This is a genomic window from Pseudonocardia xinjiangensis (assembly GCF_050948425.1).
Classification (GTDB): Bacteria; Actinomycetota; Actinomycetes; order Mycobacteriales; family Pseudonocardiaceae; genus Pseudonocardia; species Pseudonocardia xinjiangensis.
The window spans coordinates 3343186-3368936 of sequence record NZ_CP192009.1 but is presented as its reverse complement, the minus strand read 5'-3'; the positions used below and the strand labels follow the sequence as shown (position 1 = coordinate 3368936).

The window sequence follows — 25751 nt, the reverse complement described above, 5'->3', positions numbered from 1 at the left end:
CCGGATCAATAACAAGGAGAACCTCGAATGACCAGAACCATGTCCCAGATCTCTCCGGTGACCCTGCCGTTGGAGACCGCGCACCAGCTCACGCTCGCCGCTCTGGAGAAGGCCGAGGCGATCGGCGTCCCCTACACGATCACGGTCGTGGACGGCGGCGGGAACGTGGTGCACGTGACCCGGATGGACGGCGCCGCGCTGGCCTCGGTCGACACGTCGGTCGCGAAGGCGCGCACCGCGGTGTACTTCGGCGCCCCGACCGCCGACCTCGCCGGCGCCGTGCAGCCGGGCGCTCCGCTCTACACCATCCAGACCTCCGCGGTGCTGCCGCTCGCGTTCGTCGGCGGCGCCGTTCCGGTGACCGACAGTGCGGGTGTGGTGATCGGCGCCGTCGGGGCCGGAGGCGGTTCCCCCCAGCAGGACCACGAGGTGGCGACCGCCGCGGTCGAGGCCGTCTGAGCGAACCGCCCGCGGATCGGGTACGCACGGACGGTAACAACCGGAGAGCACACGTAGATGATCAAGCGTGACGCAGATCGGACGTATCACCCTGGTCGTTGCCACGCTGGCCGCGCTCCTCGCCGGCTGTGGCTCGAGCGGGCCGACCGCGCAGAACGTCGTCGACGCGCTGGGCCCGTTGTTCCCGGTCGGCAACCAGCGCGACAACACCGGCACGTGTGAACCGACCGGTTGCGAGCAGCTGATCACGACCGACGCGGTGTCGGTCTATCAGTGGCCCGACGAGGACGCCGCGGTCAGCTTCGCGACCGGCCTCGGCGACGTCGTCCAGCAGATCGGCCCGTTCGTGCTGTCCTACGCCGGTACCGAACAGCAGCTCACCCCGCGAGGGGCGCGGGCTGCGTTCGCTGCACGGGTGCGCACCCTGCTCGACGGTTGAGCCATCGCGCACGCCGTCGTGGTGCGGCAGGAGCACGAGGCCTCGTGCTCCTGCCGCATGCTCCCGAGCGCCGGCGACGGGCCGTGCCACTCACGATCAGAGCAGCCCGGCGTCCTCGAGCTTGGCCTCGTAGATGTCGAGGACGTCCTCCTCGTCACCGCCCGCGGCCTCGGCCTGCTGCCAGATGCGTTCGAACTCCGGCTCCGCCTGCTCGTAGATCTTCATCCACTTCTCGGCGTCGCGGCGCCAGTAGCCGATCACGCCGTAGCTGCCCGCCGGCATCCCGCGCTCATGCCGCAGGTACTTCCGCACCGCTCTGGTGGCCGCCGACTCCCCTGCCACGTAGATGTAGCCGGGGCCGTCGGGCAGCCCGATCCCCCGCACCATCTCCTCGAGCATGCTGCCCGCGCCGAGGTCGGTGTTGTGCACCCAGGACGTCATCGTGCAGGGCAGCGGGATCTCGTCGCCGAGATCGGAGATCTCGATCGCCGCGACCGTGTGCATGCCGGGCGGGGCCGTCTCGGCGATGCGGGCGATCGCCGGGAGTGCCGCCACGTCACCGAGCAGTACCTGCCAGGTGGCGTCCGCGGGGCGGCGGAACCAGCTGTTGCGCACGGAGATGCGCACGCGGTCGCCGACCTGTGCGCGGCGGGCCCAGCCGGCCCCCACCCCGCCCTCGTGCGTGACGATGTCGAAGGACAGCCGCCCGGCCGCCGGGTCGAAGGCGCGGATCGTGTACCACCGGCCGTGTTCGTCGATCCCGCCGTCGGCCAAGGGCAGGTGCAGGAGGCACGCCTCGTCCGGCACGTCCGACACCGCGAAGTCCGCGAGGCCCGGTCCGCCGAACACCACCCTGGCCAGGCTCGACGACGTGCGCCGCACATCGACGACCACCATCTCCACGGCATCGCGCTGCTGGCCGGCCATTCCACCCCCGTTGTCCGCGCTGGGTAACTTAGTGCAGCCTAACCTCAGAGATGCGGGGAACGGAAGCGCCGGTCCACGGGGTGGCCGGGGTGTCGCCTACATCGCCCATCTCCGGTCGGCGGTGAACCCGACCGACATGGAGATCAGCCGCCCGAGCTCCCCGAACCGCTCCTCGAGGTCGGCGCGCACGGCGTCGAACTGGTGCACCGTCTGCGCGGTCGAGTCGTCACCGACCACGAACTCGACCTCCACGTCCAACCGGCCGCCGACCTTCGACGCCCGGACGAACGACTCCGTGAATCCGTAGCTGCGCTCGACGTCACGCACGACCGCCCGGATCCGCGCCTGCAGGTGTGGCGGTGGCGCCATCGCCAGCAGTTCGCGGAACGCGCCGACCACGAGCTTCGCCGGCACAGGGAGGAAGGCCGCCGAGACCAGCGCGACCATCACGGGGTCGACATAGCGGGCCAGGTCGGCGCGACCAGTGCCGACCAGCACCGCCGCGACCGCGAAGCCGGCGAGCACGGCCAGGCTGAGCAGCGTGTCCCCCAGCCACTCGACGGCTTCCGCGCGCACGAGGTCCGATCCGCCTGCCCGGCTCCGCCTGCGCAGCACCACCGACACGGCACCGCCCGCGAGAGTCGCGACGATCCCGTACCCCAGCGCCCATCCGACGGAGACGTCCCGGCCCCCGGCGAGGATCTCCCCGATGGCGCCGACCAGCGCGTAGACGCTCAACCCGGCGAGCGCAGCCGCCTTGACGACGACCGTCAACGGTTCCCACGCCTCGCGACCCCAGGGATACCGCTCGTCAGGGCCCTTGCGGGCCGTCCGCAACGCCAGTACGGCGATCAGCGACAACCCGACGCTGGCGAACGAGTACAACCCGTCGAACACGATCAGCTGGGAGCCGGCCGCCAGCCCCCACGCCAGCGCGACCACGGCGAACACCGCCGACGTCCACACCGATATCAGCAATGCCCGATCGTCGGGAGAACGGGAGGCGCCCACCGCGCCATCATCGCCAGCGCGCTGCGGCCGGTCGACCTGTCGCCCCGGAATGCACGCGGAAGTACCGACGTCGAAACGGTCCAACGCCCGTTGGAGGCACTCGCCGTCGACATGACGACCGCGGCCGAACCGGCCACCGATCTGCGCTCCTGAAACCTCTCCCGCATCGGCGTCACGGTCCCCGTCACCAGGCACAATGACGGGGATGACGGACCACTCGCCGTCGCCGGCGCGGATGGCCCGGCAGCCGGCGGACCGAACCGGTGCCGACCCGCGCCTGGACCTCGTGGCCGGGTCGATCACCCTGCACCGCGGGCGCATCGGGTTCGTGCACCCCCGTGACGCGGCGGCGCTGCTCTACGAGGAGGACGCCGCGACCGACGAGGCGTACCCGCCGTACTGGGCGGAGCTCTGGCCGAGCGCCGTCGAGCTCGCCCAGGCCGTGTCCGCGCAGGACTGGCACGACGCCGCGGTGCTGGAGCTCGGGTGCGGGCTGGGCCTGCCGGCCATCGCGGCAGCACTCGCCGGCGGACGCGTGCTGGCCACAGACCGCTCGGCCGACGCGATCGCGTTCGCCGCCGTGAACGCCGAGAGCAACGAGGTCGTCGTCGAGACCGCCGTGTGTTCGTGGAGCGAGCCCGCTGCGCTGATCGCCCGTGCACCGTGGCGGCTCGTGCTGGCGTCCGACGTGCTGTACGGGCAGCGGAACGTCGACCAGCTGCTCGACCTGCTCCCCCGGCTGGTCGACGACGACGGCGCTGCGTGGATCGCCGATCCGCAACGCCCGCTGTCCGATGAGTTCCTCGATGCCGCGCGGGCGACGTGGCGCTCGGTCGAGACCACGCCGACCCGGCTCCCGCAGATCCGGATCCACCGCCTCACGGGGCCTCCGGCCGCGCAGTGACCGCATTTCCGTACATGGGTGATCGATCTCGATATCGGCAGAACAGACATTCGACGTCGCGGCTGTCACGTGATCCAGTAGCGTCGCGCCGTGCCGGACGGAACCGTACGGATCATGAACCGGATCAACTGGCTTTTCACCGCGACGTCGCTGTCCGTCGTGCTGGTGTCGGTCGAGCGCTTCTCGTTCACGACGCGGATCCTGCTGCCACCCTCGGACTTCCTACGCCTGCACGAACTGGTGCAGATGGTGGCCATCATCCTCGTGACGGTCGTCATTCCCGCACTGCTGTTCCGGGAGGTCTCCGGGAACTTCTCCGCGCTCTCGGCCCGGGGCGGCGCAGCGGTGTTCCTCGTTTTCGTCGTCGGGGTGTACTACTACTCCACCGGAAACGGCGTACACGAACTCGCCTCGTTCACCTTCAACACGTACTGCGACACCGCCACGGTCACGGGGAACCTGTGCGGGGGGCTGTTCGTCAACGACTTCTACACGGGGAACATCCTGTTCTTCGTCGGCGGACTCCTGATGAACGTCGCCCTGTTGGTCCTGGAGCGCCGCAACCCGCACAGCCCGGTCGTCGGGGGCGCGTTCGTCGTGCTGCTGATCAACGCGGTCGTGTACGCCGTGACGGTCGTGGCCTACGCGGGGTTCGACCGGGTCGTGGTGGGCCTGGTCTACAGCGTCGTGCAATGCGTGGTCGCCCTCGCGTTCCTCCTGTCGGTCCGGTCGCGCTACCGGCAGTTCCCGCTGATCACCTACCTCGCGATCGCCTACACCCTCGGAGCGGTCGCGTCGGCCGTGGTGCGCCTGCGCTGAGCGGCCGGCCTCACCCGAGCCGGAGCATCACCTTGCTGCTCCCCCCGGCGGGATCGGCGGCCACGGCCATCGCCTCGCCCGCCTGGTCGAGGTCGAACGTGTGCGTGATGATCGGGGTGACGTCGAGACCGTCGCGCAGCGCCGCGAGGGCGTCGCTGATCTCCTCGACGAACCGGTAGGACCCGAGCCAGGCGATCTCCCGGGTCACGAGGTCACCGAGGGCGGCCGGGGTGGGCGTCCCGGGCAGGTTGCCGACCTGCACGAGCGTGCCGCCGCGTGCAGTCGCCCGGAGCACGGGACCGAGCGCCGCCGGGGCGCCCGAGGCCTCGACCACCACCTCGACGTCCTCGGGCAGCGGGTCACCGAACGCGACGTTGCGAACGTCGTCGGCGCCCATGGCCCGGGCGACGGCGAGCGAGGAGTCGGCGATGTCCGCGGCGATCACCGTCGCCGCGCCCCGGTACTTCGCGGCCGCCACGACCAGGGAACCGATCGAGCCGGCCCCGTTGACCAGGATCTCGCGGCCGCGCACGTCACCAGCACGGCTCACCGCGTGCAGCGCGACCGCGAGCGGCTCGGCCAGCGCCCCCCGCTGCGTGCTCACGCCGTCCGGCAGCACCCGGACCTGCCCGGCCGCCACGACCGTGAGCTCGCTGAAGCCGCCGTCGGTGTGCGGGTCGAACGCCGCCGACCCGAGGTAGCGCACCCGAGGATGCAGGTTGGTGCGTCCGGTGATGCGTGCCGGTAACGCCGGGTCGCCGACCAGCCGTGCCGGGTGAACCGTGACCGGCAGGCCGACCGGGAGCCCGGTGACGCCCGGGCCGAGCCCGGCGATGTGCCCGGCGACCTCGTGCCCCAGCACCAGGGGATGGGTCAGCACGGCGGTGCCCGTCGCTCCGTGCCGCCAGTACGAGAGGTCGGATCCGCAGATCCCGCCCCACTCCATGGCGATCAGCACCTCGCCGTCGCCCGGCACCGGGTCGGGGACCTCGTCGATCCGCAGGTCACCTGGACCGTGCACCACGACCGACCTCATACCGCGTCCTCCAGCCGGACCAGGTCGCGGCCGCGAGTCTCCGGGGAGAGAGATGCGGACACGAGCGTGACGAGCGAGTAGGCACCGATCATCGCCCCGGTGGGCCACCAGTGGGGGATGACCGCGGTCGGTGCCGCCGGGTTACCCCTCCCCGGACCGCATCTGCCTGCTGAGCGCCACCCGCGAGCGCACCCCGAGCTTGCGGTAGACCCGGGTCAGGTGGGCCTCCACCGTCTTGCGGGAGAGGAACAGCGCCGCCGCGACCTCCGGGTTCGTGAGCCCGGCGGCCACCGACCGGGCGACCTGCTCCTCCTGGGGGGTCAGGAGCCCGAGTGCGGACCGCCCGCCGGGCGCGGGTCGGCGGTCACCGCTCGCGGCGAGCTCGCCGCGCGCCCGGTCGGCCCACGGCGTCGCGCCCAGTGCCTCGAACACGGCGACCGCCTCCCGCAGCAGCGGCCGTGCTGCCGCCGGCCGGCGCAGCCGTCGCAACGTCTCCGCCGCGCAGAGCAGGACACGGGCACGTTCGAACGGGAGACCGGACAGCCGCCGGTCCCACCGGGACCGCTGCGCGGCCACCTCGTCCACATCGCCGGCGAGCAGGATCCGGCAACGGGCCGCGGCCCACGCCGGATGGTTCCGGCTCGTCGTGGACGCCATGCGGTCGAGGGTGCGGAGTGGTTCGGCGGCCGCTGCGGGCGCCCCGGAGCGGATGTAGGCCTCGGCGAGGTCGCCCGTTGCCGCGGCGTCGGCCTCGCCGGGTCTCGTCAACACCTCGATCGCGGTGGTGTGGTCGCCGACGGTGAGCGCAGCGAAGCCCTCGACCGACGCGACGTGGTCGAGGAAGGCGGCCTGTCCCGCGCCCGCCGACTCCCGTGCCCGGAGGAGCCGGTCCCCCGCCGGGCCGCCGCGGCCGCGGGCCGCGGAGATCCTGGCCAACCCGACGAGCGCCCGGGCCAGCGGTCCGGGCTGGCCGAGCGCCTCGGCGCGGGCCACGGCTGCCTCGCCGTCGGCCACCGCACGCCCCCAGTCACCGGTCCACCAGCCGAGCTCGGCCCGGGCCGCGAGGGCCAGCGAGGCGCTCGAGGGGTCCCGTCCCCTGGCGAGCACACCTGCCTCGTCGAGGACGGCGCGGGCTCCGTGGAGATCCTCGATGTCGATCAGGTCCAAGCCGAGGACGACCATGTGGTGGACGGCCCACGGGTCCGGCGCCTCCGTCGTGGCACCGCGGAGTGCGAGAAGGCGCGCCGCAGGTGTCCGGTCCGCGGCTGCGAGCGCCACCCCCCGATACCTCCGGCGGCCGAGCAGGCGCTGCAGGTCAGCGGTCCGGCCGGTCTGGCGGGACGGCAGAAACGCCTCCGCCGCGAGCTGGGCGGCCTGCCGGTCGTCAGCCGTGGAGGACGCCGCGACCAGCACCTCAAGCGCGCGGTCCGGATAGCCCAGCACGCCGAGGACGCGCGCCCGCACCGGCGCAGCGGTGGACCGCAGCGCGGGATCCGGCCGGAGGGCCGCCGCCTCGTCGCACTGGGCGAGGGCACGGGCCGCGTTGCCGCCCAGCTGCGCAGCCCGGGCAGCCGTCACGAGCCGGTCGGCACGGTCGGCGTCGTCCACGGAGAGCTCGGCCGAGCGGGTCCAGAGACGGGCGGCGACCAGGTGGTCGCACCGGCGGTCGGCGCTGCGGCGGCCAGCGCGGAGGCGACGCCGTCGTCCGGCGCGGTGCGGGTGGCGGCCTGGTACTCGCACCGCACCGGCTCGTCCGCATGGTCGGCGAACGTCCGCAGGATCAGCCGGTGGGTGGCCAGCGGGACCCGGCTGAGCACGGCTGTCGCGAGCAACGGGTCGGTCGGCCGGAGACCGTCCGGGCAGCGTTCCACGAGCCCGGCCCGCTCGGCAGGCTCGATGTCGGCCAGCGACAGGCCGAGCGCGCCGAGCACGGGCTCGACCTCGGCGAGACGCGCCGACGCGCTGGTGACGAGCACGGCCAGCGCCTGCGTCGTCCGGCCGGGGATCTCGTCGAGCACGGCCGCCCACACGCGCGCCGACGCCGCACCGAGCCGCACCGGCAGCCCGGTGCCGGGCCGGGCCGTCGCCAGGCCACGAACCGTCGCCAGAACCGCTGCCGGGTTGCCCCCGGTCCGCGCGACCACCTCGGCCACCACCGCCGGGCCGACGTCGAACCCGCGCGCCTCGAGCATCCGTGCTGCGTCGGTGCCGTCGAGTCCGTCCAGGCGGACGACCGGCAGGCTCTCGCCGACGTCCACCGGAACGCGGCAGGGCCCGATCCGGGAGGCCAGCAACACCCCGGCCCGGACGGCGTGGCGCGCGACGAAGAGCAGGACCCGGCGGGACCCGGCGTCGACCCACTGCAGGTCGTCCACCACGAGCACCAGCGGCTGCTCCCCGGCGGCGACCTCGACCAGGCCGAGCACCCCCCGGCAGAGCGCGGAGATCGGCGGGCCGGCCGGATCGGCGTCCAGCACGGCACGCAGCGCCGCCCGCTCTCCGAGCGGGAGCCGGTCGAGATGCGCTGCGAGTGACCGGATCAGGCCGGCGACGGCCACGAACGGCAGGTCGGACTCGGCCTCCACGCCACGGGCCCAGTGCACGGCGCGGCCGGCAGAGCCGGCGACGGCGGCCAGGAACGCCGTGCGGCCACATCCGGGCGCTCCCACCACGATCACCCCGGCGCAGTGACCTGCGGGGCGCCCGGGAACGAGCCCGAGCATCCGGTGCACCGCCCGGAGTTCGGCCGCGCGGCCGACGAACGGACCCTCGACGACCGGGGCTACCGAGCGCAGCGAACCCGGACGACCCACGGACCCGGCCGGTCGGGGACGCGTGCGTGCCGGCGGGGACACGGCCGGGGCTTCGACGCCTTCCACACTCCGGTGGAGCCGGGTCCGGGGCCGGGGATACCCCGCGGGCCCGAAATACGCACAACTACGTATACGTGGCCGACGGCCCGGCACCCGGGGAGCAGGTGCCGGGCCGGTCGGGCGCGTTCTACGTGAGGACCCCCGCGAAGCGCAGGAAGTCCGCGACGGACCGGACCGGCGAACCGTCCGGGAGCCGCACCCCCTGCGCGGGACTCCACCCGGTCTGGTTGAGGTAGGACCTCCGGTCCGCGCGGAGCTGGCCGATGAGCGTGGCCGCGACGATCGTGCTGCCCACGGCCCCGAGCGACTGACCGTCCCGCTGCACCTCGGCCTCCTTCAGGATGTAGAACCACAGCGGGGTCCGGTCGAGGAAGCCGCCCGCGGCCAGCGCGTCCCTGACCGGCTGGGAGCTGTTCTCGAGATCGGCGCGCGTGAGTGCCGGGACCCCCAGCGCCTGCGCGACCGCCTGTCCCGTGGGCAGCGCGAGCCGGAAACCACGCAGGAGATTCCGGCGGGCGAGCTGCTTGAGCAGCTTGTTGACCGGCAGCTCCGGGTCTCCGATGGTGCCCTCGTTGCGCAACGTGCTCAGCGGCAACGCCAGATGCGTGTCGATCTTCCGGGCGAACCGGGCGGTGTCGGGGTCGTTCTTGTGGACCAGCCGGTTCCAGTCCGCCGGCCAGTTGGACGGCAGGCGCTCCAGCGGGCCTGCGAAACCTCCGCGGCCGGTGAACTGGAAGAGCTGCTCGAACGTCGCCGGCGCAGGCCCGGGATCGCCGTCGCGTCCGAAGAACGCGTTCCAGTCGTAGGCGGCCCGCACCATGCTGTGGCCGAACCGGAATGCGGCCACCGAGAACTCGAGCGGCATGTAGACCGTGTCGGACTGCAGGGCCAGCAGGTCGACGTCGTCGGTCAGGACGGTGTCGACCGTCCCGGCGGCGGTGACCGTCGGCAGGTAGTCGTGGACGGTCAGCCACTGGTAGGCCCACCGGGTCAGGTCACGCGCGCGGAGGAAGACCTCCACCTCCGACCCCCAGTGCGGTTCGTTCGCCCGCACCCAGTCCACGGCCGCGTTGTGGAAGCGCAGGAACGCGACGTGCAGCTGCGCGACGACGAGGTTCTCGTCGTTGCGCCCGTCGCCGATCTGCGGGGTCCGGCGCGTTTCCGGATCGGGCCCCTCTCCGCGGCGCGGCAGGTCACGCGCGAGGTCGTCCGCGGGCGGGACGACGTCGGGGATCAGCTGGATCTCGCCGAGCCGCAGCGTGATGCCGTCGTAGGGCACGGCCTCGTCGTTCGGCGACACCCGGTCCACGAACGGCCCGTCGCCGTACACCGAGTCGAGGTTGAGCGCGGGGCTGCGCAGGTTCTCGAGCCGCCGGAGCACCTCCCTCGGCGCGATCGGTACCAGCGGGTCGCCCGTGATGTCGATCGAGGTGTCCCGGTCGGTGTTCGCGGTGATGTCGTGGTCGACGAACTGACCCCAGTAGGTGTAGACGGGCGGGATCGTCGAGTCGGCGACCGGGCTGTTCTCGTGGTCGACCATCGCGTCGCCCAGCGCGTTGAGCGCGTCGACGGTCGTTCTGGTCTCCTCGGGTGTACTGCTGGGCAGGTGCTCGTGCGGGAACATCGCGGAGAGCGAGGCGAACAGATAGCCGAAGGACGTCGTTCCGACGTGCTCGGCCGTGCTCACGGACTCGTTCACGACCCGGCTCAGTGCACTGTCGGTGCCGGGTTCCTGGAGGCTCTTCTCCGCCTCGGGGTTGTTGTCGACGAGCGCGTGGCCCCCGTGGGACAGCTCCGCGAGGACGCGGGTCGGCCTGCCAATGCCGGTCATTCGGTGCTCCCTCATGTCGGTGCACCGAGCGTGGGGGCGGCGGAGCGGCCCTGGCTTCGGGGAACTCCCTACACCTGCCTACCGAGAGAGGAAACGTCATGAAGATCGGAGTGATCGGCGCCGGTGCGGTCGGGGCCGCGACCGTGACCGCCCTGATCCGGACCTTCGACGCCGCGGCGGACATCCTGGTCGTCGACCGCGACGGCCCGAAGGCCGCCGGTCTTGCCGCCGACACGGGCTACGCCGCCGCTCTCGTGTCGGGCGCGACGGTGCGGGCGGCCGGCTACGAGGAGCTCGCCGGCGCGCGGCTGGTCATCATCACCGCGGGCGTCAACGAGAAGGCGGGCGGTGCGACCGACCGGAACGACCCGCGCGGCCGGCTCGTGCTCGTCCCGCAGAACGCCGCCGCCTTCGCGGAGATCGTCCCCGCGGTCGTGGCGGCCGCTCCCGAGGCCACCCTGCTGGTCGTCACCGATCCCCCGGACCCGCTGGCCGACCTCACCCGCGTGCTGGCCGGCCACGACCGCGTGGTCTCGACGGGCACCGTCATCGACTCGCTCCGGTTCCGGTTCCACCTCGCCCGCGAGCTGGACGTCGCCACGCGCGACGTCGACGCGTACGTCCTCGGTGAGCACGGCACCTCGGAGGTGTTCTGCTGGTCGAACGCCACCGTGGGCGGCACTCCCGTCCTCGACGTCTTCACCGCCTCGGGCCGTGACCCGGCGGAGATGCGCAGCCACATCGAGTCGACGGTGCGGTTCGGCAACATCACGATCATCGACGGCATCGGCGCCAGCCAGCACGGGATCGGCGCCGTGGTCGGGCGGCTGGCCGAGGCGATACTCACCGATGAGCACGCCGTGCTGCCGGTCGCCTCGTTCCGTACCGACTACGGCGTGACCATGGCCTTGCCCTCCGTGCTGGGCGCAGTCGGTGTCGTCCGCACGATCGCCCCGAAGCTCGACGACGGTGAGCGCGAGCTGCTCGACAAGAGCGCGCGGGTGCTCCGGGAGGCGAGCCGCACGGCGCTCGCCTACCGGTGACCCGATCGATCGTCAGCCGCGGGCGAGCACGGTGGACAGCACCCGGTGCAGCTCGGCCGCCGGATCGTCGACCCGACCCGCCGAACGCCAGGCCACGTGCGCGTCGGGCCGGACGAGCACGCAGCCGTCCTCCTCGACCTCCCGAACCCGCGCCCAGTCCTCGTACAGGTCGATGTACTCCCGGCCCGGCCCGACCACGTACGCGACGACCTCGATGCCCAGATCGTCCGCGACCTTCGGCACCGCCTCGGCCCACGGCTCTCCCGCGATGCCCGTGAACAGGCAGAACCGGCCCTTGCCCGCCAGGTCGTGCGTCGAGACCCGGCGCCCGTCGCGCCCGAGCCAGACGTGCGGCAGCCGCGCACCCGGCCACGTGGTGGGGTGGTAGTACAGCTCGGCGTCACGGGTGTACTCCGGCGCGGGGGTGCCGTCGGGCACCACCGCCGCTGAGGTGTACCGCTGCCCCAGCTCCACACCGTGCGCGTTGAACTCGTAGTCCTTCAGCTCCAGCGCGGCCCGCAGCTGCGCCCGCTGCCGCGCCGCCTCCGGCGTGTTCGTGGCCCGCGCCGCGATGTGGCGGCGCATCACCTCCGGGTCGTCCGTGCCGGTGATCCCGAGGGCGTCGAAGATCGCGCCGAACTCCTCGATGCTCTTGTTCGCCCGCAACACGATCTGTTTCCCGACCGGCGTCCGCTCCGCGTCGTAGGAGTCCAGCAGCGCCTCGCCTGCGCTGCCGCGCAGCACGTAGGCGAGCTTCCAGGCCAGGTTGTAGGCGTCCTGGATCGAGGTGTTGGACCCCAGCCCGTTCGACGGCGGATGCCGGTGCACCGCGTCGCCCATGCAGAACACCCGGCCCGCCCGGTAACGGGTGGCATACATCTTGTTGTTGCCCCACAGCGACGTCGACCGGATCGTGACCGGCACCGTGTCGTCCCCGACCAGCTCGTGGACGATCGAGATCGCCATCTCGTCGTCGACCTCGGGCGGCGGCTGGGTGATGTCGTAGCCCCAGACGATCAGCCACTCGTTCCACGGCCGGACCATGCGCACGAGCCCGAGCCCGATCCCGCCGATGTCGGCACCGGGCTGGAGCACCCAGTACAGGACGCTCGGCCGGTGCTCGACGAGGTGGCTGAGATCGGCCTGGAAGACGATGTTCATCGAGCCGGCGACGTCCATCTGACCCTCGAACGGCAGCCCGACGTCCGCGGCCACCATGCTGCGCCCACCGTCGGCGCCGACCACGTACTTCGCCCGGATGTCGTACCGGTGCCCGGTGACCCGGTCCCGCACCGTCACCGTCACCCCGCCCGCGTCCTGCACCAGCCCGACGTACTCGGTGTCGAACCGGATCCGGCTGCCCCGCGACGCGGCATGCCCGATCACGATCGGCTCCAGGAACGTCTGCGGGATGTCGCAGTTCGACGACGGGCTGGCCAGCGTGTAGTCCGCCTCCCGCGCCGGGTGCGTGCCCCAGGTCCGGACCCGCCCGATCTCGTCGCCCGCCAGGCTGGTGCAGAACACCGTGTCGCCCATCAGGTCGTGCGGGGTGGCCTGGGCGAGCACGTCGTCCTCGATGCCGAGGTCGCGGAAGATCTCCATCGTGCGCTGGTTGGTGATGTGTGCCCGCGGTGTGTTCGCCGTCCAGCTGTACTTCGTGACCACCATGTGCTCGACGCCCAGCGTCGCCAGCGCCAGCGCCACACCCCCACCGGCCGGCCCGCTGCCGATCACCAGGACGTCGGTCTGCAGATCCTCGCTCAAACTGTGCCTCCAGCACGATGCGGTCGCGGTACGGGATCGGATTCTGGCACCCGGCCCGCCGTTGTCCGGCCGAATGAGAGGGAGGGACGGATCACGCGCCGGTGAGCAGGATCGGCAGGGTCACCGCGACCAGGACCGTGAGCACCCACACGGCAGGAGCGGCACTGAGCACCTGTTCGCGCCGGGCCGTCACCCGGGACGCCTCGATGTCGCTGCGGGTCATCCACCACGGGTCGATGCCGGCCTCCAGCCAGTAGTAGACGGCTCCGAGCCCTGTCCCGTAGGCGAGGTGCCCCACGAGGGACGGGAACTGCGCCGCGAGGGTGGCGGTGTCCCAGCTGAGGGTCCCGCCACTCAACAGCGGCAGCAGCGTGAGGTCACCGAGCACCCACCAGAAGAAGCCGTACGACACGCCCCACCCGATGCCGGACAGGACGTCGAAGCTCTGCCGCCGGAACAGCACGGCGTACGTCACGCCGATCAGCGCCGAGATGACCAGGTGGACGACCAACCCGACCGAGGTCCCCTGCCCGCCCACGATCCTGGCCACCGTGGGCAGTGCGCCCACGAGGACCATCACCACGGTGAACAGCAGGCCGCCGACGATTCCGGCCAGCACGCCGTACGCCGTGGCGCGGGGTCCCCGCGCACCCGGCGGCTCGACCTCGATCTTGCGGACGTCGTCGAGGAACAGCCCGCGCAGCCACAGCCCCAGCCAGGTGAACACGACGGCCGTCCCGGCTCCGAGGAGGAGGTACCCGGGCAGCCGCCCCGCCACGGCCGCCGCGTCGGTCCGCGACCAGCCGAGGCTCCCGTCGCGCACCAGCGGTTGCAGCGTCAGCTCGACCACGACCCAGGCCGCGAACCCGTAGACGGTGCCGCGGGCGAGCGCCGGTCCGGTGGGTTCGGGCCGGCCCGTGAAGATCAGCGGATAGAGGACGCCGAGGACGAGCCCGGTGAGCAGCCAGGCCCACGAGCCGACCTGGAAGTTCGGGACCCTGGTCAGCAGCGCGGCACACGCCGTCCCGGCCACGGCGCCCCGCACGACGGCTCCCACCGCCGGGACGCGCCCCGTGGTCCGTCCGCCGCGCTGGAGCAGGACGAAGACCCCGGCCACGGTCGCCCCGTAGAACAGGTGGCCGACCAGGCTCGGGAGCAGGGTCTCGGCATGCGCGGCGCTCCAGTCCACCGGCATGCCCTGCAGCAACGGCAGCAGCGTCTGAGGTCCGAGGAACCACCAGACCGCGCCGTACACCAGGCCCCAGAACAGCATGTCCCGCACCCGGATGCGGAAGCGGATCACGAGCAGGCCGAACGCCGCTCCGATGAGCACCGCGATCAGCATGTGCAGGATGAAGCCGACGACCGCGGAGTCCGTGCGCAGGATCGAGGCGATCGTCGGCAGCGTCCCGAACACCGCCATCGCCGCACCGAACACCACACCGCCCGCGACACCGGCGAGACCTCCGGAGATCGCCGCCCGCCGATGCGGGATCGCGTCGGTGACCGTGGCGGTGCTCATCGGTCGCTCCCCACCACGACGTCGTCGTGCACGGGCGCCTTCGCGTCCGTCGTGACCACGATGTCGCGGGGGAAGGCCAGGTCGAGCAGCCAGTCGAACAGCACGCGGATCCGCTTCTCGACGCCGGGCAGCTTCGCCAGGTAGACACCGCGCCACAGGAACCAGGCAGCCAGCCCGGAGAACCGGATGCCCCGCACCTCCCCCGCAGCCGTGCGGTGCCCGAGAGCCACCAGCACACCGATCGTGCGGAAGCGGAAGGCACCGGGCTCCCGGCCGGCGATGCTCGTCACGATGTTCGCGGCCACGACCTTGCCTTCCCGGATGGCGTGCTGGGCCGTGGGCGGATAGTGCTCGCCGTCCCTGCTTGGGTCGGGTATCCGGGCACAGTCGCCGATCGCCCACACCCCGTCGAGGTCCGTCACGCGCAGCTGCGCATCGGTGGGCAGTTGCCGACCCGTACCGGACAGCCCGGCGGCGAGCGGTGCGGGACGGTTGCCCGCCGTCCACACGAACGTCGTCGTCGGGATCGAGTCGCCGTCGTCGAGCCGGACGCGGTCGGCGGTCGCCTCGGCCACCCGCGCGCCGCCGCGGAACTCGATCCCCCTGGCCTCCAGCCGTTCCAGCGCGTACACCCCGAGGTCCGGCCCGAGCTCCGGCAGGATCCGGTCGCCGGGGTGCACGAGCACGAACCGCGCGTCCTCCGAGCCGATCGCGGGGTAGAACCGGATCACCCCGAACACCAGGTCGTACAGCTCGGCGATGGTCTCGGTGCCGGCGAAACCGGCGCCTGCGACGACGAACGTGAGGATCCGTCGCCGCTCGGCGGGATCGCGCTCCTGCTCGGCACGCTCCAGCAGGCCGATCACGTGGTCGCGCAGCCGGGTGGCGTCGGAGAGGTTCTTGAGGGTCCACGCGTGCTGCTCGACGCCCGGCAGGCCGAACGTGTGCGGCACGGAACCGACGGCCAGCACCAGGTGGTCGTAGGAGATCGTGCCCGCCTCGCCGGCCAGGCGGACGGTCCGGGCCATCGGGTCCACCTGGTCGACCCGCCCGTGCCGGAACCGGGTGTGGGACGCCGATGCCCGCACCGGCGCGCTGATGTGCCGCGCCTCCAAGGCCCCGGAGGCGACCTCGGCGAGCATCGGGGTGAACAGCAGGTAGTTGGAGTCGCTGATCAGGGTCACGTCGACCGGGGCGCCGCGCACAGCGAGCCGTTCGAAGGTCTTGGCCGCGCTGACGCCCCCGAAACCACCACCGATGATCACGATCCGGACCAGCGGTCTCGACGGTGAGCCCGCCCCTGCCGTCCGGTCCGCCCGGAGCGAGAGGAGCACCGCCAGCAGGGCACCCGCCAGGCCGCCCTGCAACAGGTCACCGACGAGCTGTGGGTAGCTCGCCACCGCCGACGCGGCCGACCAGGTCGGCGCCGTCCCCGCCAGCAGCGGGACGAGCGTGAGCGAGTAGAGCAGCCACCCCACGCAACCCAGTAGCACCCCGCCGCACGCCGTCTCGGCGATCGGTGACCGGGAGCGGCCCGATCCGGTGGTCACGCCGAGCAGCGCCCCCAGGACCACGGCGTAGATCACGTAGCCGAACCATGCGGGCGCCCCCACGACCATGTCCTGGAAAGCCATGACGGCCCCGACGACGACGCCGCTGGCCAGGCCGGCGACGACGCCCGTCGCCGCTCGTTCCCGCAGTGCACGGCGGGGAGGCGGGGTGGACTCATGCATTGAAGTGCGCCCTCCATTCAGCGGTAGGACGAGCGTGGCACGCGTCGAGGAGTGCGCGTCTTACGAGACGAGGACGTGGGCCCGCTCAGCTTTCGGGGGGCGCGCCGGCGCGCGAGGACGACGCGATGATGTCCGCCCAGGACCTGCCGCCGGCCCGCAGGTTCTCGACCGTGGGCCCGTGCGGGTCGCCGTACCTCTCGACGTTGCGGCGGTACAGGCGCGCGCGCCGGGCGGGAGAGGTCAGGCCCTTGTACCGCTCGGCCAGCGCCCGGCGCTGCGCGTGCAGGGTCCGCGCGACCGCCTCCTCCGACAGCCCGGAGGCCACGAGCGCCGCCGCCCGGTCCGCCAGACCCGCCACCTCGCGGAGGTAGGCGGCCCGCAGCGAGCGGTCGCGGACGGCCTCTTCGTCGGCGTGGTCGTGCCGATGGTGCACCGCGGTCAGGGACGCTGTTCGCCCGCGTCGATCGCGATGATCCGGTCGACCACCGCGGCGATGTCGGGACCGACGATGTCGGGCCGGCGCCCGAGCGGGCTCAGGACCATTCCGGGGCGGGCCACGAACGCGGCCCGGCAACCGGCGGCCAGCGCACCCGTCACGTCCCACGAGTGCGCCGCGACCAACCGGACATCGGCGATCGAGACGCCGTAGGCGTCCGCGACGGCCTGGTACGGCTCGCGTGCCGGCTTCAGCCGTTTGACGCTGTCCGCCGAGATCACGCGGTCGAAGCAGTCCCGGATACCCGCGTTCGTCAGCTGCGCCTCTCCCACCGACTCGACGGAGTTCACGAGGGCGACGGCGGTCAGGCCGGTATCACGCAGTGCGCGAAGTGCGGCCGGCACCTCGGGGTGGGCGGGCAGGGAGCTCATTCGAAGCACCATCGCCGCGGCGTCGTCCTCGCCGAGGGCGACGCCGTGACGTTCGGCGAGCATCAGCATCGCCGCGTGCTGCGCACTGCTGAAGTCCACGTAGTCATCGACGAGACCGCCGACGAACGACAGTTGCAGCATCTGCGCGAACCACTGGCCGCGCAGGGCCGCCGACCCGAACAGCCGCTCGAACTCCGGGTCGAGGGCGCGGAGGTCGAGCAGGGTCTCGTTCACGTCGAAGGCAATGATCGTGGGCACGGTCACCTCTCAGGGGTCGTTGATCAGCAGGATCGGCCGGCGGAGCGCCTTCTGCCCTGGTGTCACAGCTGAAGGCTAGCCTCTTCTGGAGCGCGTACTCCATTGTCACCCGCCCCGCGGGCGCCGGAATCCCCACCGGCATGTGCGCTCCGGAGTTGACAATCCAGCGCTCCCGAGTACGAATGGAGTGAACAATCCAGACAGGAAGTGAGAGCATGGACGATCAGGCCGGCAGACGCGCCGTGACGGGGCAGATGGGCCGATGAGCACGTCGTTCGCGCCGAGGAGCGCTGTTGTGACGGGCGCCGGACGTGGGATCGGGCGGGCCGTCGCGGTCGAGCTCGCAGGCCCCGGCGTCACCGTGGCCCTGCTGGCCCGGTCCCCCGACGAGCTCGCCGAGACCGCCGCACAGGTGCGGGCCCGCGGCGGCACCCCCGTCGAGATCCCGGTGGACCTCGCCGAGACCGAGAAGATCGGGGCAGCGGTGGAGCGCGCCCGCGAGTCCGCAGGCACGATCGACACCCTCGTGAACAACGCCGGGGTCGTGTGGCCGCTCGGACCGACGGCGGCGGTCGACCCGGGAGAGTGGGCGACGGCGATCACCATCAACCTCGTCGCGGTCACCGCACTCACCCTCGCCGTGCTGCCGGGCATGCTGGCGCAGCGCCGCGGCCGGATCGTCAACGTCTCCAGCGGAGCGGCCGCGCGGCCCGACTCGATGATCGGCGGCAACGCCTACGTCACCTCGAAGACGGCGCTCGAAGCACACACGCTCAACCTGGCGGCCGAGCTCGCCGACTCCGGCGTCACCGTGAACGTCTACCGCCCGGGAGCCGTCGAGACCCCTCTGCAGGGCTGGATCCGGAGCCGGGATCCCGACCAGATCGGCGAGGGCCTGCACGAGCGGTTCGTCCGGATGCACGCCGACGGCGCCCTGATCACGCCAGAACACACGGCCCGCTGCCTGGTGGGGCACCTGGCCGACGCCGACACCGGCCAGGTCTGGACCGTCGCCCCCATGCCGGACTCGGCCTGATCCACACCCCCACTCGTGCACCCTCTCGAGGAGAGACCATGACCCAGCTCAAGCCCGGCGACACGTTCCCCGCACTGTCGGTCGGACTCACCGGGGGCGGCACACTGCAGCTTCCCGACGCGCTGAACGGCCACTTCGGCGTCGTGCTGTTCTTCCGCAGCGAGTTCTGCCCCTACTGCAAGGCCCAGCTGCGCGCCTTCGAGCGCGCCCACGACAGCCTGGCCGAGGTCGACGCCCAGGTCGTCGCACTCTCCGTCGACGACGAGGCGACGACGCGCGGCCTCATCGAGAAGCTCCACCTGCGCTTCCCGGTCGGGCACAGCGCCGACGCGCCGGCGATCGCCGCGGCGACCGGGGCGTTCGTCAACGAGCAGCGCGGGCACCTCGAGTCCACCGGCTTCGTGCTCGACCCGACCGGTGCCGTCATCGTCAGCGTGTACTCCAGCAGCGCGATCGGACGGCTCGTCCCCGAGGACGTCGTCGGGCTCCTGCGCTACGTACGCCAGCACGCGGCCTGAACCTCCCCCGGGCCTGGGGGAAGTTCAGGAAAGCCACTTTCCGGAACCCTCAGGGCAGGAAAGTGGCTTTCCTGAACCTGGGGGCCCGCACCCGCCCTGAGGCAGGGCTTCCCGCCGCGTCCGTCCGGGTGATACCTCTTGTCCCCTCACTTCATCGACGAGGGGAGCCTCCGTGGCCGTGGACGTGCTGCTCTGCGGATCCACGGGCGGGACAGTGGTCCTCCGATGACCGGGCGGCCCATCGGGCGCCGGTCGTTCCTCGGGGTCGCCGGGCTGGCGCTTTCCGGGTGCGCGGGGGCGGGGGCGGCCACCGGAGGCGCCACGATCACCACGGCCACGTACATCCCGGCGTCCTACGACGACCTCTATCCCGGCATCCAGACCTTCATGGACACCCTGGCCGCGCAGAGCGGCGGGACGATGACCTGCGAGATGTTCGACTCCGGCACCCTGCTCGGCGCCGAGGAGCTGCTGCCCGGCCTGCTCCTCGGGGTCGCGGACGTCATGTTCCAGACAAGCTCGTACGTGTCGTCGAGCTACCCGATCCTCGGAGCGATGGAGCTGCCGTTCGGTGCCGAGGACTTCGCGAAACAGCGGCGCGCCATCGACCCGGACGGTCCCTTGTTCGCGCTGGTGAACGCGCAGCTCGCGCGGCAGGGCGTGCGGCTGCTCGGCGGCATGCCGTGCACGTTCGAGTACCTGTGGACGGTCGACAGGCCGATCCTGAGGCCCGCGGACGCCCGCGGGCTGCGGATCAGGGTGGCGGGCGAGATCGAGGGCGAGACGGTGAAGGCCCTCGGCGCCGCACCCGTGTTCATGGGGTCGTCGGAGGTCTTCGAGGCACTGGAACGGGGCACGATCGACGGCCTCATGAGCTACATCGGCACCGTGGTGTCCCGCGACCTGCAGGAGATCGTCCGCTATGCCACGCGGGCGCACTTCGGCGCCTACACCGTGGACGCCTACTGCCGGGCCGACTGGTACGACAGCCGGCCGCCGGATCAGCGGGCCGCGCTCGATGCGGCGGGCCGCGCGCTCTACCGCGACGGCACCGAGGTGATGGCCGGTGTGCACGAGCGCGACTACCTGCCCGCCGTCATCGCGGCCGGGGTCCGGATCGTCGAACCCGACGGCGCGGAGCTGGCCGCGTTCCGCGACGCCGTCGCCCCCGTCTACGGGCGCTGGCACGACCTGCTCGGAGATCCCGCTGTCGCCGCACGTGCCCTGCAGTCGATCGAGAACGCCTGAGGAGCTGATTCCCGTGCTGACCAGGGCAAGGCGGGCGGTGCTCGCCTGCACCCGGGCGATGGCCGTCGTCGCGATGGCCGTCGTCGGCGTCATGATGCTGACGATCACCTACGACGTGCTGGCCCGCTTCCTGTTCGCTGCCCCGACCGACTGGGCCTACCCCCTCAACTCCGTCGGCGTCCTCGTCGCCACGATGCTGGCCGTGCCGCACCTCTGGGCCACCGGTCACCACATCTCGATGGATCTCGTGCACCGCGCGCTGCCACCGGCAGCACGACGGGTCGCCGACGTCGTGACGACCGTCGCGACCTGTTTCCTCGGGGTGGTACTTGCGGTCACCGCCTTCCGCGCGATGGTCGTGGCATACACCGGAGGTCTCACCGGCGCAGGCACGTTCAACATCCCGCTCTGGGTTCCGGACGCCGTGCTGTTCGTGACCGGGGTGTTCCTGGTGCTCGCCGCGCTGTTGTTCCCGCCGAGCCCGACCGATGACGTCCCGGCCGCCGTGCCCGGCGATGTGGACGTGCGGGCGGAGCAGCAGGGCGCTGCACCGTTGACGGGAACTCCGGGGGCGACGCCGTGATGGCCGACGGAGCGATCGTCACGTTGGCCGTCGTGCTGCTGCTCGTGCTCATCGGGCTGCGCACGCCGATCTTCGTGGCGCTGGCGGTGGCCGGCATCGTGGGCCTGCTCGGCCTCGGCGGCCTCACCGGCGTGGCGCTCGTCCCGCTCGCGCTGGTGGCGCAACTGCAGGAGTACGCGCTGGTCGCGGCGCCGCTCTACATCCTGCTCGGCGAGGTGCTGGCCGTCAGCGGGCTCGGCCGTGACCTGTTCGCCGCCGCGCACCGGTGGTTCAACCGCGTGCCCGGCGGCTTGGGCGCGTCGGCGATCGGGTCGTCCACGCTGTTCGGTGCCATGTCCGGCGTCTCGATCTCCTCCGTCGCGGTGATCGGGCGGATGGCGGTGCCCGAGATGCTGGAGCGCGGTTACAAGCCGGCGTTCGCCAGCGGGGCGGTGGCCGCGTCCGGGGCGCTGGCCATGCTCATCCCGCCGAGCCTGATGTTCATCCTCTACTCGTCGGTGACGGGCGAGAGCGTGGCCGCGCTGTTCGCCGGCGGTCTCCTACCGGGGCTGCTGCTCTCGGCCATGATGATCGTCTACGTCGTGCTGCGGGCGAAGGTGGCGCCGGCCAACGCTCCGGTCGACGAGGAGCGGTTCACCTGGGCCGACCGCTTTGCCGCCCTCGGCCGGATCTCGCCCGCGCTCGTGCTGATCGCGCTGGTGCTCGGCTCGATCTACACCGGGATCGCCACCCCGACCGAGGCGGCGGCCATCGGAGCGCTGGCCGCGTTCGGCGTGACCGGCGCGATCTACCACAAGCTCGGCTGGACCAACCTCAAGAAGATCTTCCTCTCCACGGCGCAGGTGACCGCGGCGGTCCTGGCGATCGTCGGGTCGGCGTTCGTGTTCACACAGATGCTCGTGGTGGCCCGTATCCCGGACGCGGTGACGGGCTTCGTCGTCGGGCTCGACGTCCCACCCACGGTGATCATGGTCGGGATCATGCTGATCCTGATCGTGCTCGGGTGCCTCGTCGACGCGGCCTCACTGCTGCTGGTCGTCACCCCCATCCTGGTACCGGCGATCACCGAACTGGGCTTCGACCCGCTCTGGTTCGGCGTGCTGCTGGTGGTCAACCTGGAGATCGCGGTGATCACCCCACCGGTCGGGCTGAACCTCTACACGATGAAGTCGGTGGTACCCGAGCTCGATCTCGGCGACATCTTCCGTGGGATCGCGCCGTACATCCTGATCGAGGCAGCGTTGCTGGGCATCCTGATCGCGGTGCCGGAGATCGCCACCTACCTGCCGGGACTGCTCTCATGACGAGTCCTGAGTCGCCGGTCTCCGGCACGGCGACAACACCCGCGTCCGTGTGCCTGGTGCGTCAGGTCAACCGGACGTACCGATGAAGTCGTCAGGCGAACAGCCGAGCCGGTAGGGCGCCGGCATCACGTCCTCGGGCCGACCGGACGCCGGGAGCACGACTCCCGATGTGTTCCACATGTCGACGACCAGCCGGGTTCCGCGGCCGTCCTCGATGAGGGCCGTGTCGCGATCGAGCTCACGCACGAGAACGGCCTCGCTGAACCGGTCCGCCTCGACGCCCGGGTAGGTGGGGTCGCCGAGACCGGCCAGACTGGCGTACTGCGAGCACGACGTCTGCTGGGCCCGGAAGAAGGCCAGCGGGCTGGCCGGTATCTCGATGGGGACGGGCTGCGGTGGGCCGGGCGGCGGCCCGAGCCTCTGCAGAACGGCTGTGGTGCGCCCCGAGCCGTTCACGCCGCCGGATCCGGCACTGAGCTCGTCGATCGACGGCTCTCCGGCGCACCCTGCGGTGAGCGCAACTGCCAGCAGGACGAGAGTGGCGCCCGGTAACCGCACCCGGCGGACCCTATGGGGAGCGGTGGTCCCGGCAGAGACGGGGTCGTCGGCGTCCCGCTGGCCGGAGGCATTGCGCAGAGGAGGCGTGTGTTGGCAGAGCTCCCCCATCCCGTCGTGGTCGTCACCGGGGCCGCCCGGGGCATCGGACGAGCCCTGACGAACGGGTTCCTGCGCGAGGGAGCGGCCGTCGTCGCCATGGATCGGGACCCGCTGGGCGTGGAGCCGTTCGAGGGGCCCGACCCCCACCGCGTCCTGGCCGTTTCGGCCGACATCACCGACGGCGACAGCGTCGCGGCGGCCCGGGACGCCGCGCTCGACCGGTTCGGCCGCGTCGACGTCGTCGTCTGCAACGCGGCGCTGCGCCAGCGGAGCCTGTTCGAGCCGACCGGACTGTCCACGGTGATGGATGCCGGCGACGCCGACTGGCGGGCGATGTTCGAGGTCAACGTCATCGGCACCCTCACCGTCATCCGCCGGTTCGTCCCCGCACTGGCCGCGACGGGCGGTGGGAGCATCATCGCCGTCGGCACGATCGGCCCGATGACCCGGGAGGTCGAGCCGGGAGTGTGGCGGGCCGCGCGCTCGGCGGGGCTGAACCAGCCCTATGAGGCGTCCAAAGCCGCCCTGACCAGCATGGTCTTCTCCCTCGCCGCGGAGCTGCGCGACCACGACATCGCCGCGAACGTCCTGATCCCCGGCCCGACGATGACCACCGGTTCGGCGGAGATGGCCGCCGCCCGTGCGGCCGCCGGGTTCGTGAACCCGCCCTACCTGCGCCCCGAACACGTCGTGCCGGCTGCGCTGCATCTCGCCGGCCGGCGCGGCGCGACCGGGCAGACCGCCACGGCGGTCGATGCGGTCGCCTGGAACGACGAGCACGGCTTCGGCGGCCCGCACCGGTGGCACGCGCACCCCACGCCGCACTGAGCTCCTGGCGGACCCCGCCGGAATGCCCCCGCGAACGTGCGGGTGGTGTTTCGGTGCCACACCTCCGACCCCGGGTACAACCACGGTCACGCATTCATCCGCAGCGCCGGAGGATCACTCATGGCTGAGAAGTCGTCGTTGACCGCACTCGCCCGTCACCAGTTGGAACTGGCCCGCAACGCCTCCAGCGGACGCAGCGCGCACACCGTGTTCGGCGGGCACGAACACGTGCTACGGCAGACGGTGATCGCGCTGGCCGCGGGGCACGGTCTCGACGAGCACGAGAGCCCGGGCGAGGCCACCGTGCACGTCCTGCACGGGCGCGTACGCCTGAGCGCCGGGGACGAGGGCTGGGAGGGATCCCCGGGGGATCTCCTCATCGTCCCCCCTGCCCGGCACACGCTCGACGCCCTCGCGGACTCCGCGGTCCTGCTCACCGTGGCCAAGCACCGGACGCACAGTGGCTAGATGTAATGCCCAGGCGGGTTGTTGACCCGGCTGATGAGTGGGTGGCCGCGGTGGGCTTTCTCGTCGAGGTCTTCTTCACCTCCACGTGCACCAACTCGCCCCGGGCGGGCGCGTTCGCCGCGGCGGATCACCATACCGGTGGGGCGGTCGAGCCAGGCCGGCCGCGCGAGTCCGTGGCGGGTCGGACGGCGTGATCGGCGAGTCCGGCAGGCCACCGCCACGAGCGCTGAATGGCTGGTGACCTGCGACGACGAACATCGATTCGAACATGTGTTCGAGTATAATGGAGGGGTGTCGGACAGCCCGCTCACCACCGCGCATCGCCTCCTGGTCGAGGCGATCGACGCCCTGTCCGCCGCCACCGACTCCGCCACCGACGACGACCTGCTCTCCGTGCTCACCCTGTGCGAAGGCACCAGCCGGCGGCTGGACCGGGTCGTCGTCGCCGCCGTGTCCACGCTGGAGCGGCGTGGCACGTTCGCCGAACGCGGCTACAAATCCACCCCGGCCGCATTGGGGGATCTGCTCGGGTGGGAACGGTTCGAGGCCCGCCAGCGGGTGGTCGCCGCCGAACAGGTCTGCCCGCGGGTGAGCCTCGACGGCACCGCGCTACCCGCCCGGTTGGCCGCCACCGCCGCGGTGTTCGCCGCCGGGCACACCGGGCTGCGCCACGTCGCCGTGATCGCCCGCGTGCTCGCCAGCCCGGCCGCGGAACGGCTCACGCCCGACGTGTGGGCCGGTGCGGAAGCCCAACTCGCCGACAAAGCCGCGGTCTACACGCCCTCGGAGCTGCAGACCTGGGGTACCGCACTGGTCGAGGCCCTCGACGAGGACGGGCCCGAGCCCGACGACCGGCCACCCGCCCCGGTCAACGAACTGCACCTGGCTCGCCACCGCGGCAAAGCGGGCGGCACGGTGAAGGGCCGGTTCGACGACGCGGCGATGTTCGATGCCATTGCCACCGTGATCGACGCCCACGCCCGACCCGCCACCGGTGACGAGCACCGCAGCACCGCGCAACGCCAGGCCGACGCCCTGGCCGACGTGTGCGGGTACGTGCTCGACCACGGCGACCTGCCCGAATGCGGCGGGCGCCGCCCACACCTGAACGTGCTGATCCGGCTCGAAGACCTGGAGAACCGGGCCCGCGCCGCCTGCCTCGACTTCGGCGGCACCCTCACCCCGGAATCACTACGGATGCTGGCCTGCGACGCCGCCGTCGTGCCGGTCGTGCTCAACGGGAAGGGCCAACCCCTCGACGTCGGGCGGGCCACCCGCACCATCCCCGACGGCCTGCGCCGCGCCATCGCCGCCCGCGACCGCGGCTGCGCCGGGTGCGGGCGACCGCCGTCGTGGTGCGAGGTCCACCACATCACAGCCTGGCAGGACGGCGGCGACACCGCCCTGCACAACTGCGTCATGCTCTGCCGGACCTGCCACCGCCTCCAGCACCACTCCGACTGGGAAGTCCGCATCCGCGACGGGCTACCCGAACTCATCCACCCGCCTGGATCGACCCCCAGCGAAGACCCCGCCGACAACCACTCCTGCACCTCGCCGCATAAGGGGTCGAACATATGGGCGCGGTCGGCAGAGCCTCTGTGATCACTGGCGGGACACATG

Annotated in this window: 25 protein-coding genes; 13 read left to right on the top strand and 12 right to left on the bottom strand. The window is 72.1% G+C overall.

All coding sequences use genetic code 11. From position 1 onward, the window contains the following. The first annotated feature begins 27 nt into the window (after positions 1-27). Together ACQPZA_RS15875 and ACQPZA_RS15870 are read left to right on the top strand one after the other, a co-directional pair. Positions 28-459, top strand: a complete 432-nt coding sequence (locus tag ACQPZA_RS15875; RefSeq protein ID WP_211174609.1) for a GlcG/HbpS family heme-binding protein — start codon at positions 28-30, stop codon at positions 457-459. A 67-nt stretch (positions 460-526) separates the two neighbouring features. Next, on the top strand, positions 527-898 hold the full coding sequence (locus ACQPZA_RS15870) for a hypothetical protein (RefSeq protein ID WP_169397616.1): 372 nt from the start codon (positions 527-529) through the stop codon (positions 896-898). A 96-nt stretch (positions 899-994) separates the two neighbouring features. On the opposite strand, the gene ACQPZA_RS15865 is transcribed toward ACQPZA_RS15870, so the two are convergent. Beyond that, on the bottom strand, positions 995-1825 hold the full coding sequence (locus ACQPZA_RS15865; RefSeq protein WP_169397617.1) for a siderophore-interacting protein: 831 nt from the start codon (positions 1823-1825) through the stop codon (positions 995-997). Between the two features lie 96 nt (positions 1826-1921). After that, the gene (locus ACQPZA_RS15860; protein ID WP_433281809.1) at positions 1922-2836 is read right to left on the bottom strand and encodes a cation diffusion facilitator family transporter; all 915 of its coding nucleotides are present in this window, start codon (positions 2834-2836) and stop codon (positions 1922-1924) included. 205 nt (positions 2837-3041) lie between these two features. Between ACQPZA_RS15860 and ACQPZA_RS15855 the strand changes: the two genes are divergently transcribed. Then, the gene (locus tag ACQPZA_RS15855) at positions 3042-3740 is read left to right on the top strand and encodes a class I SAM-dependent methyltransferase (protein ID WP_433281807.1); all 699 of its coding nucleotides are present in this window, start codon (positions 3042-3044) and stop codon (positions 3738-3740) included. A gap of 90 nt (positions 3741-3830) precedes the next feature. Continuing rightward, on the top strand, positions 3831-4559 hold the full coding sequence (locus ACQPZA_RS15850) for a hypothetical protein (RefSeq protein WP_433281805.1): 729 nt from the start codon (positions 3831-3833) through the stop codon (positions 4557-4559). A 10-nt stretch (positions 4560-4569) separates the two neighbouring features. On the opposite strand, the gene ACQPZA_RS15845 is transcribed toward ACQPZA_RS15850, so the two are convergent. From ACQPZA_RS15845 to ACQPZA_RS15830, 4 genes are all read right to left on the bottom strand, one after another. After that, positions 4570-5595 carry an L-idonate 5-dehydrogenase gene (locus ACQPZA_RS15845; RefSeq protein ID WP_433281803.1) on the bottom strand — a complete coding sequence of 342 codons (1026 nt, stop codon included), beginning with the start codon at positions 5593-5595 and terminating at the stop codon, positions 4570-4572. 141 nt (positions 5596-5736) lie between these two features. Continuing rightward, a complete protein-coding gene (locus ACQPZA_RS15840; RefSeq protein WP_433281800.1) occupies positions 5737-7203 on the bottom strand; it encodes a LuxR C-terminal-related transcriptional regulator in 1467 nt (488 codons plus the stop codon). Beyond that, the gene (locus ACQPZA_RS15835; RefSeq protein ID WP_433281798.1) at positions 7170-8408 is read right to left on the bottom strand and encodes an AAA family ATPase; all 1239 of its coding nucleotides are present in this window, start codon (positions 8406-8408) and stop codon (positions 7170-7172) included. The genes ACQPZA_RS15840 and ACQPZA_RS15835 overlap by 34 nt, the downstream gene beginning before the upstream one ends. 187 nt (positions 8409-8595) lie before the next feature. After that, positions 8596-10299 (bottom strand): peroxidase family protein, encoded by a 1704-nt coding sequence (locus ACQPZA_RS15830; protein WP_433281796.1) that lies wholly within the window; start codon positions 10297-10299, stop codon positions 8596-8598. 98 nt (positions 10300-10397) lie between these two features. Between ACQPZA_RS15830 and ACQPZA_RS15825 the strand changes: the two genes are divergently transcribed. Continuing rightward, a complete protein-coding gene (locus ACQPZA_RS15825) occupies positions 10398-11342 on the top strand; it encodes a lactate/malate family dehydrogenase (protein WP_433281794.1) in 945 nt (314 codons plus the stop codon). A 12-nt stretch (positions 11343-11354) separates the two neighbouring features. On the opposite strand, the gene ACQPZA_RS15820 is transcribed toward ACQPZA_RS15825, so the two are convergent. The 5 genes from ACQPZA_RS15820 to ACQPZA_RS15800 form a co-directional block, all read right to left on the bottom strand. Continuing rightward, positions 11355-13106, bottom strand: a complete 1752-nt coding sequence (locus ACQPZA_RS15820; protein ID WP_433281792.1) for an FAD-dependent oxidoreductase — start codon at positions 13104-13106, stop codon at positions 11355-11357. A 91-nt stretch (positions 13107-13197) separates the two neighbouring features. After that, positions 13198-14628 carry a hypothetical protein gene (locus tag ACQPZA_RS15815; protein ID WP_433281790.1) on the bottom strand — a complete coding sequence of 477 codons (1431 nt, stop codon included), beginning with the start codon at positions 14626-14628 and terminating at the stop codon, positions 13198-13200. Further along, positions 14625-16361: an NAD(P)/FAD-dependent oxidoreductase gene (locus tag ACQPZA_RS15810; protein ID WP_433281787.1), complete on the bottom strand. Its 1737-nt coding sequence runs from the start codon at positions 16359-16361 to the stop codon at positions 14625-14627. Before ACQPZA_RS15810 ends, ACQPZA_RS15815 begins: the two co-directional genes overlap by 4 nt. A gap of 85 nt (positions 16362-16446) precedes the next feature. Beyond that, positions 16447-16794, bottom strand: a complete 348-nt coding sequence (locus tag ACQPZA_RS15805; protein WP_433281785.1) for a hypothetical protein — start codon at positions 16792-16794, stop codon at positions 16447-16449. A 5-nt stretch (positions 16795-16799) separates the two neighbouring features. Continuing rightward, entirely contained in the window at positions 16800-17486 is a 687-nt protein-coding gene (locus ACQPZA_RS15800) for a haloacid dehalogenase type II (protein WP_433281783.1), read from the bottom strand. Positions 17487-17781: 295 nt separating this feature from the next. Here ACQPZA_RS15800 and ACQPZA_RS15795 point away from each other — a divergent pair, with 295 nt between their 5' ends. From ACQPZA_RS15795 to ACQPZA_RS15775, 5 genes are all read left to right on the top strand, one after another. Beyond that, entirely contained in the window at positions 17782-18522 is a 741-nt protein-coding gene (locus ACQPZA_RS15795; RefSeq protein ID WP_433281781.1) for an SDR family NAD(P)-dependent oxidoreductase, read from the top strand. A 38-nt stretch (positions 18523-18560) separates the two neighbouring features. Continuing rightward, a complete protein-coding gene (locus tag ACQPZA_RS15790; protein ID WP_433281779.1) occupies positions 18561-19040 on the top strand; it encodes a redoxin domain-containing protein in 480 nt (159 codons plus the stop codon). Between the two features lie 225 nt (positions 19041-19265). Beyond that, positions 19266-20288: a TRAP transporter substrate-binding protein gene (locus tag ACQPZA_RS15785; protein ID WP_433281777.1), complete on the top strand. Its 1023-nt coding sequence runs from the start codon at positions 19266-19268 to the stop codon at positions 20286-20288. A gap of 13 nt (positions 20289-20301) precedes the next feature. After that, entirely contained in the window at positions 20302-20871 is a 570-nt protein-coding gene (locus ACQPZA_RS15780) for a TRAP transporter small permease (RefSeq protein WP_433281775.1), read from the top strand. Next, positions 20871-22175: a TRAP transporter large permease gene (locus ACQPZA_RS15775; RefSeq protein ID WP_433281773.1), complete on the top strand. Its 1305-nt coding sequence runs from the start codon at positions 20871-20873 to the stop codon at positions 22173-22175. Before ACQPZA_RS15780 ends, ACQPZA_RS15775 begins: the two co-directional genes overlap by 1 nt. 66 nt (positions 22176-22241) lie before the next feature. On the opposite strand, the gene ACQPZA_RS15770 is transcribed toward ACQPZA_RS15775, so the two are convergent. Continuing rightward, positions 22242-22733, bottom strand: coding sequence for a hypothetical protein (locus tag ACQPZA_RS15770; RefSeq protein WP_433281771.1), 492 nt, complete (start codon positions 22731-22733; stop codon positions 22242-22244). Positions 22734-22823: 90 nt separating this feature from the next. Here ACQPZA_RS15770 and ACQPZA_RS15765 point away from each other — a divergent pair, with 90 nt between their 5' ends. The 3 genes from ACQPZA_RS15765 to ACQPZA_RS15755 all read left to right on the top strand — a co-directional run bounded on the left by ACQPZA_RS15765 (position 22824) and on the right by ACQPZA_RS15755 (position 25733). Continuing rightward, on the top strand, positions 22824-23660 hold the full coding sequence (locus tag ACQPZA_RS15765; protein WP_433281769.1) for an SDR family NAD(P)-dependent oxidoreductase: 837 nt from the start codon (positions 22824-22826) through the stop codon (positions 23658-23660). 120 nt (positions 23661-23780) lie between these two features. Further along, complete coding sequence (locus ACQPZA_RS15760) at positions 23781-24128, top strand: cupin domain-containing protein (protein WP_433281767.1); 348 nt, start codon at positions 23781-23783, stop codon at positions 24126-24128. Between the two features lie 291 nt (positions 24129-24419). Then, on the top strand, positions 24420-25733 hold the full coding sequence (locus tag ACQPZA_RS15755; RefSeq protein ID WP_433281765.1) for a DUF222 domain-containing protein: 1314 nt from the start codon (positions 24420-24422) through the stop codon (positions 25731-25733). Positions 25734-25751: the final 18 nt, after the last annotated feature.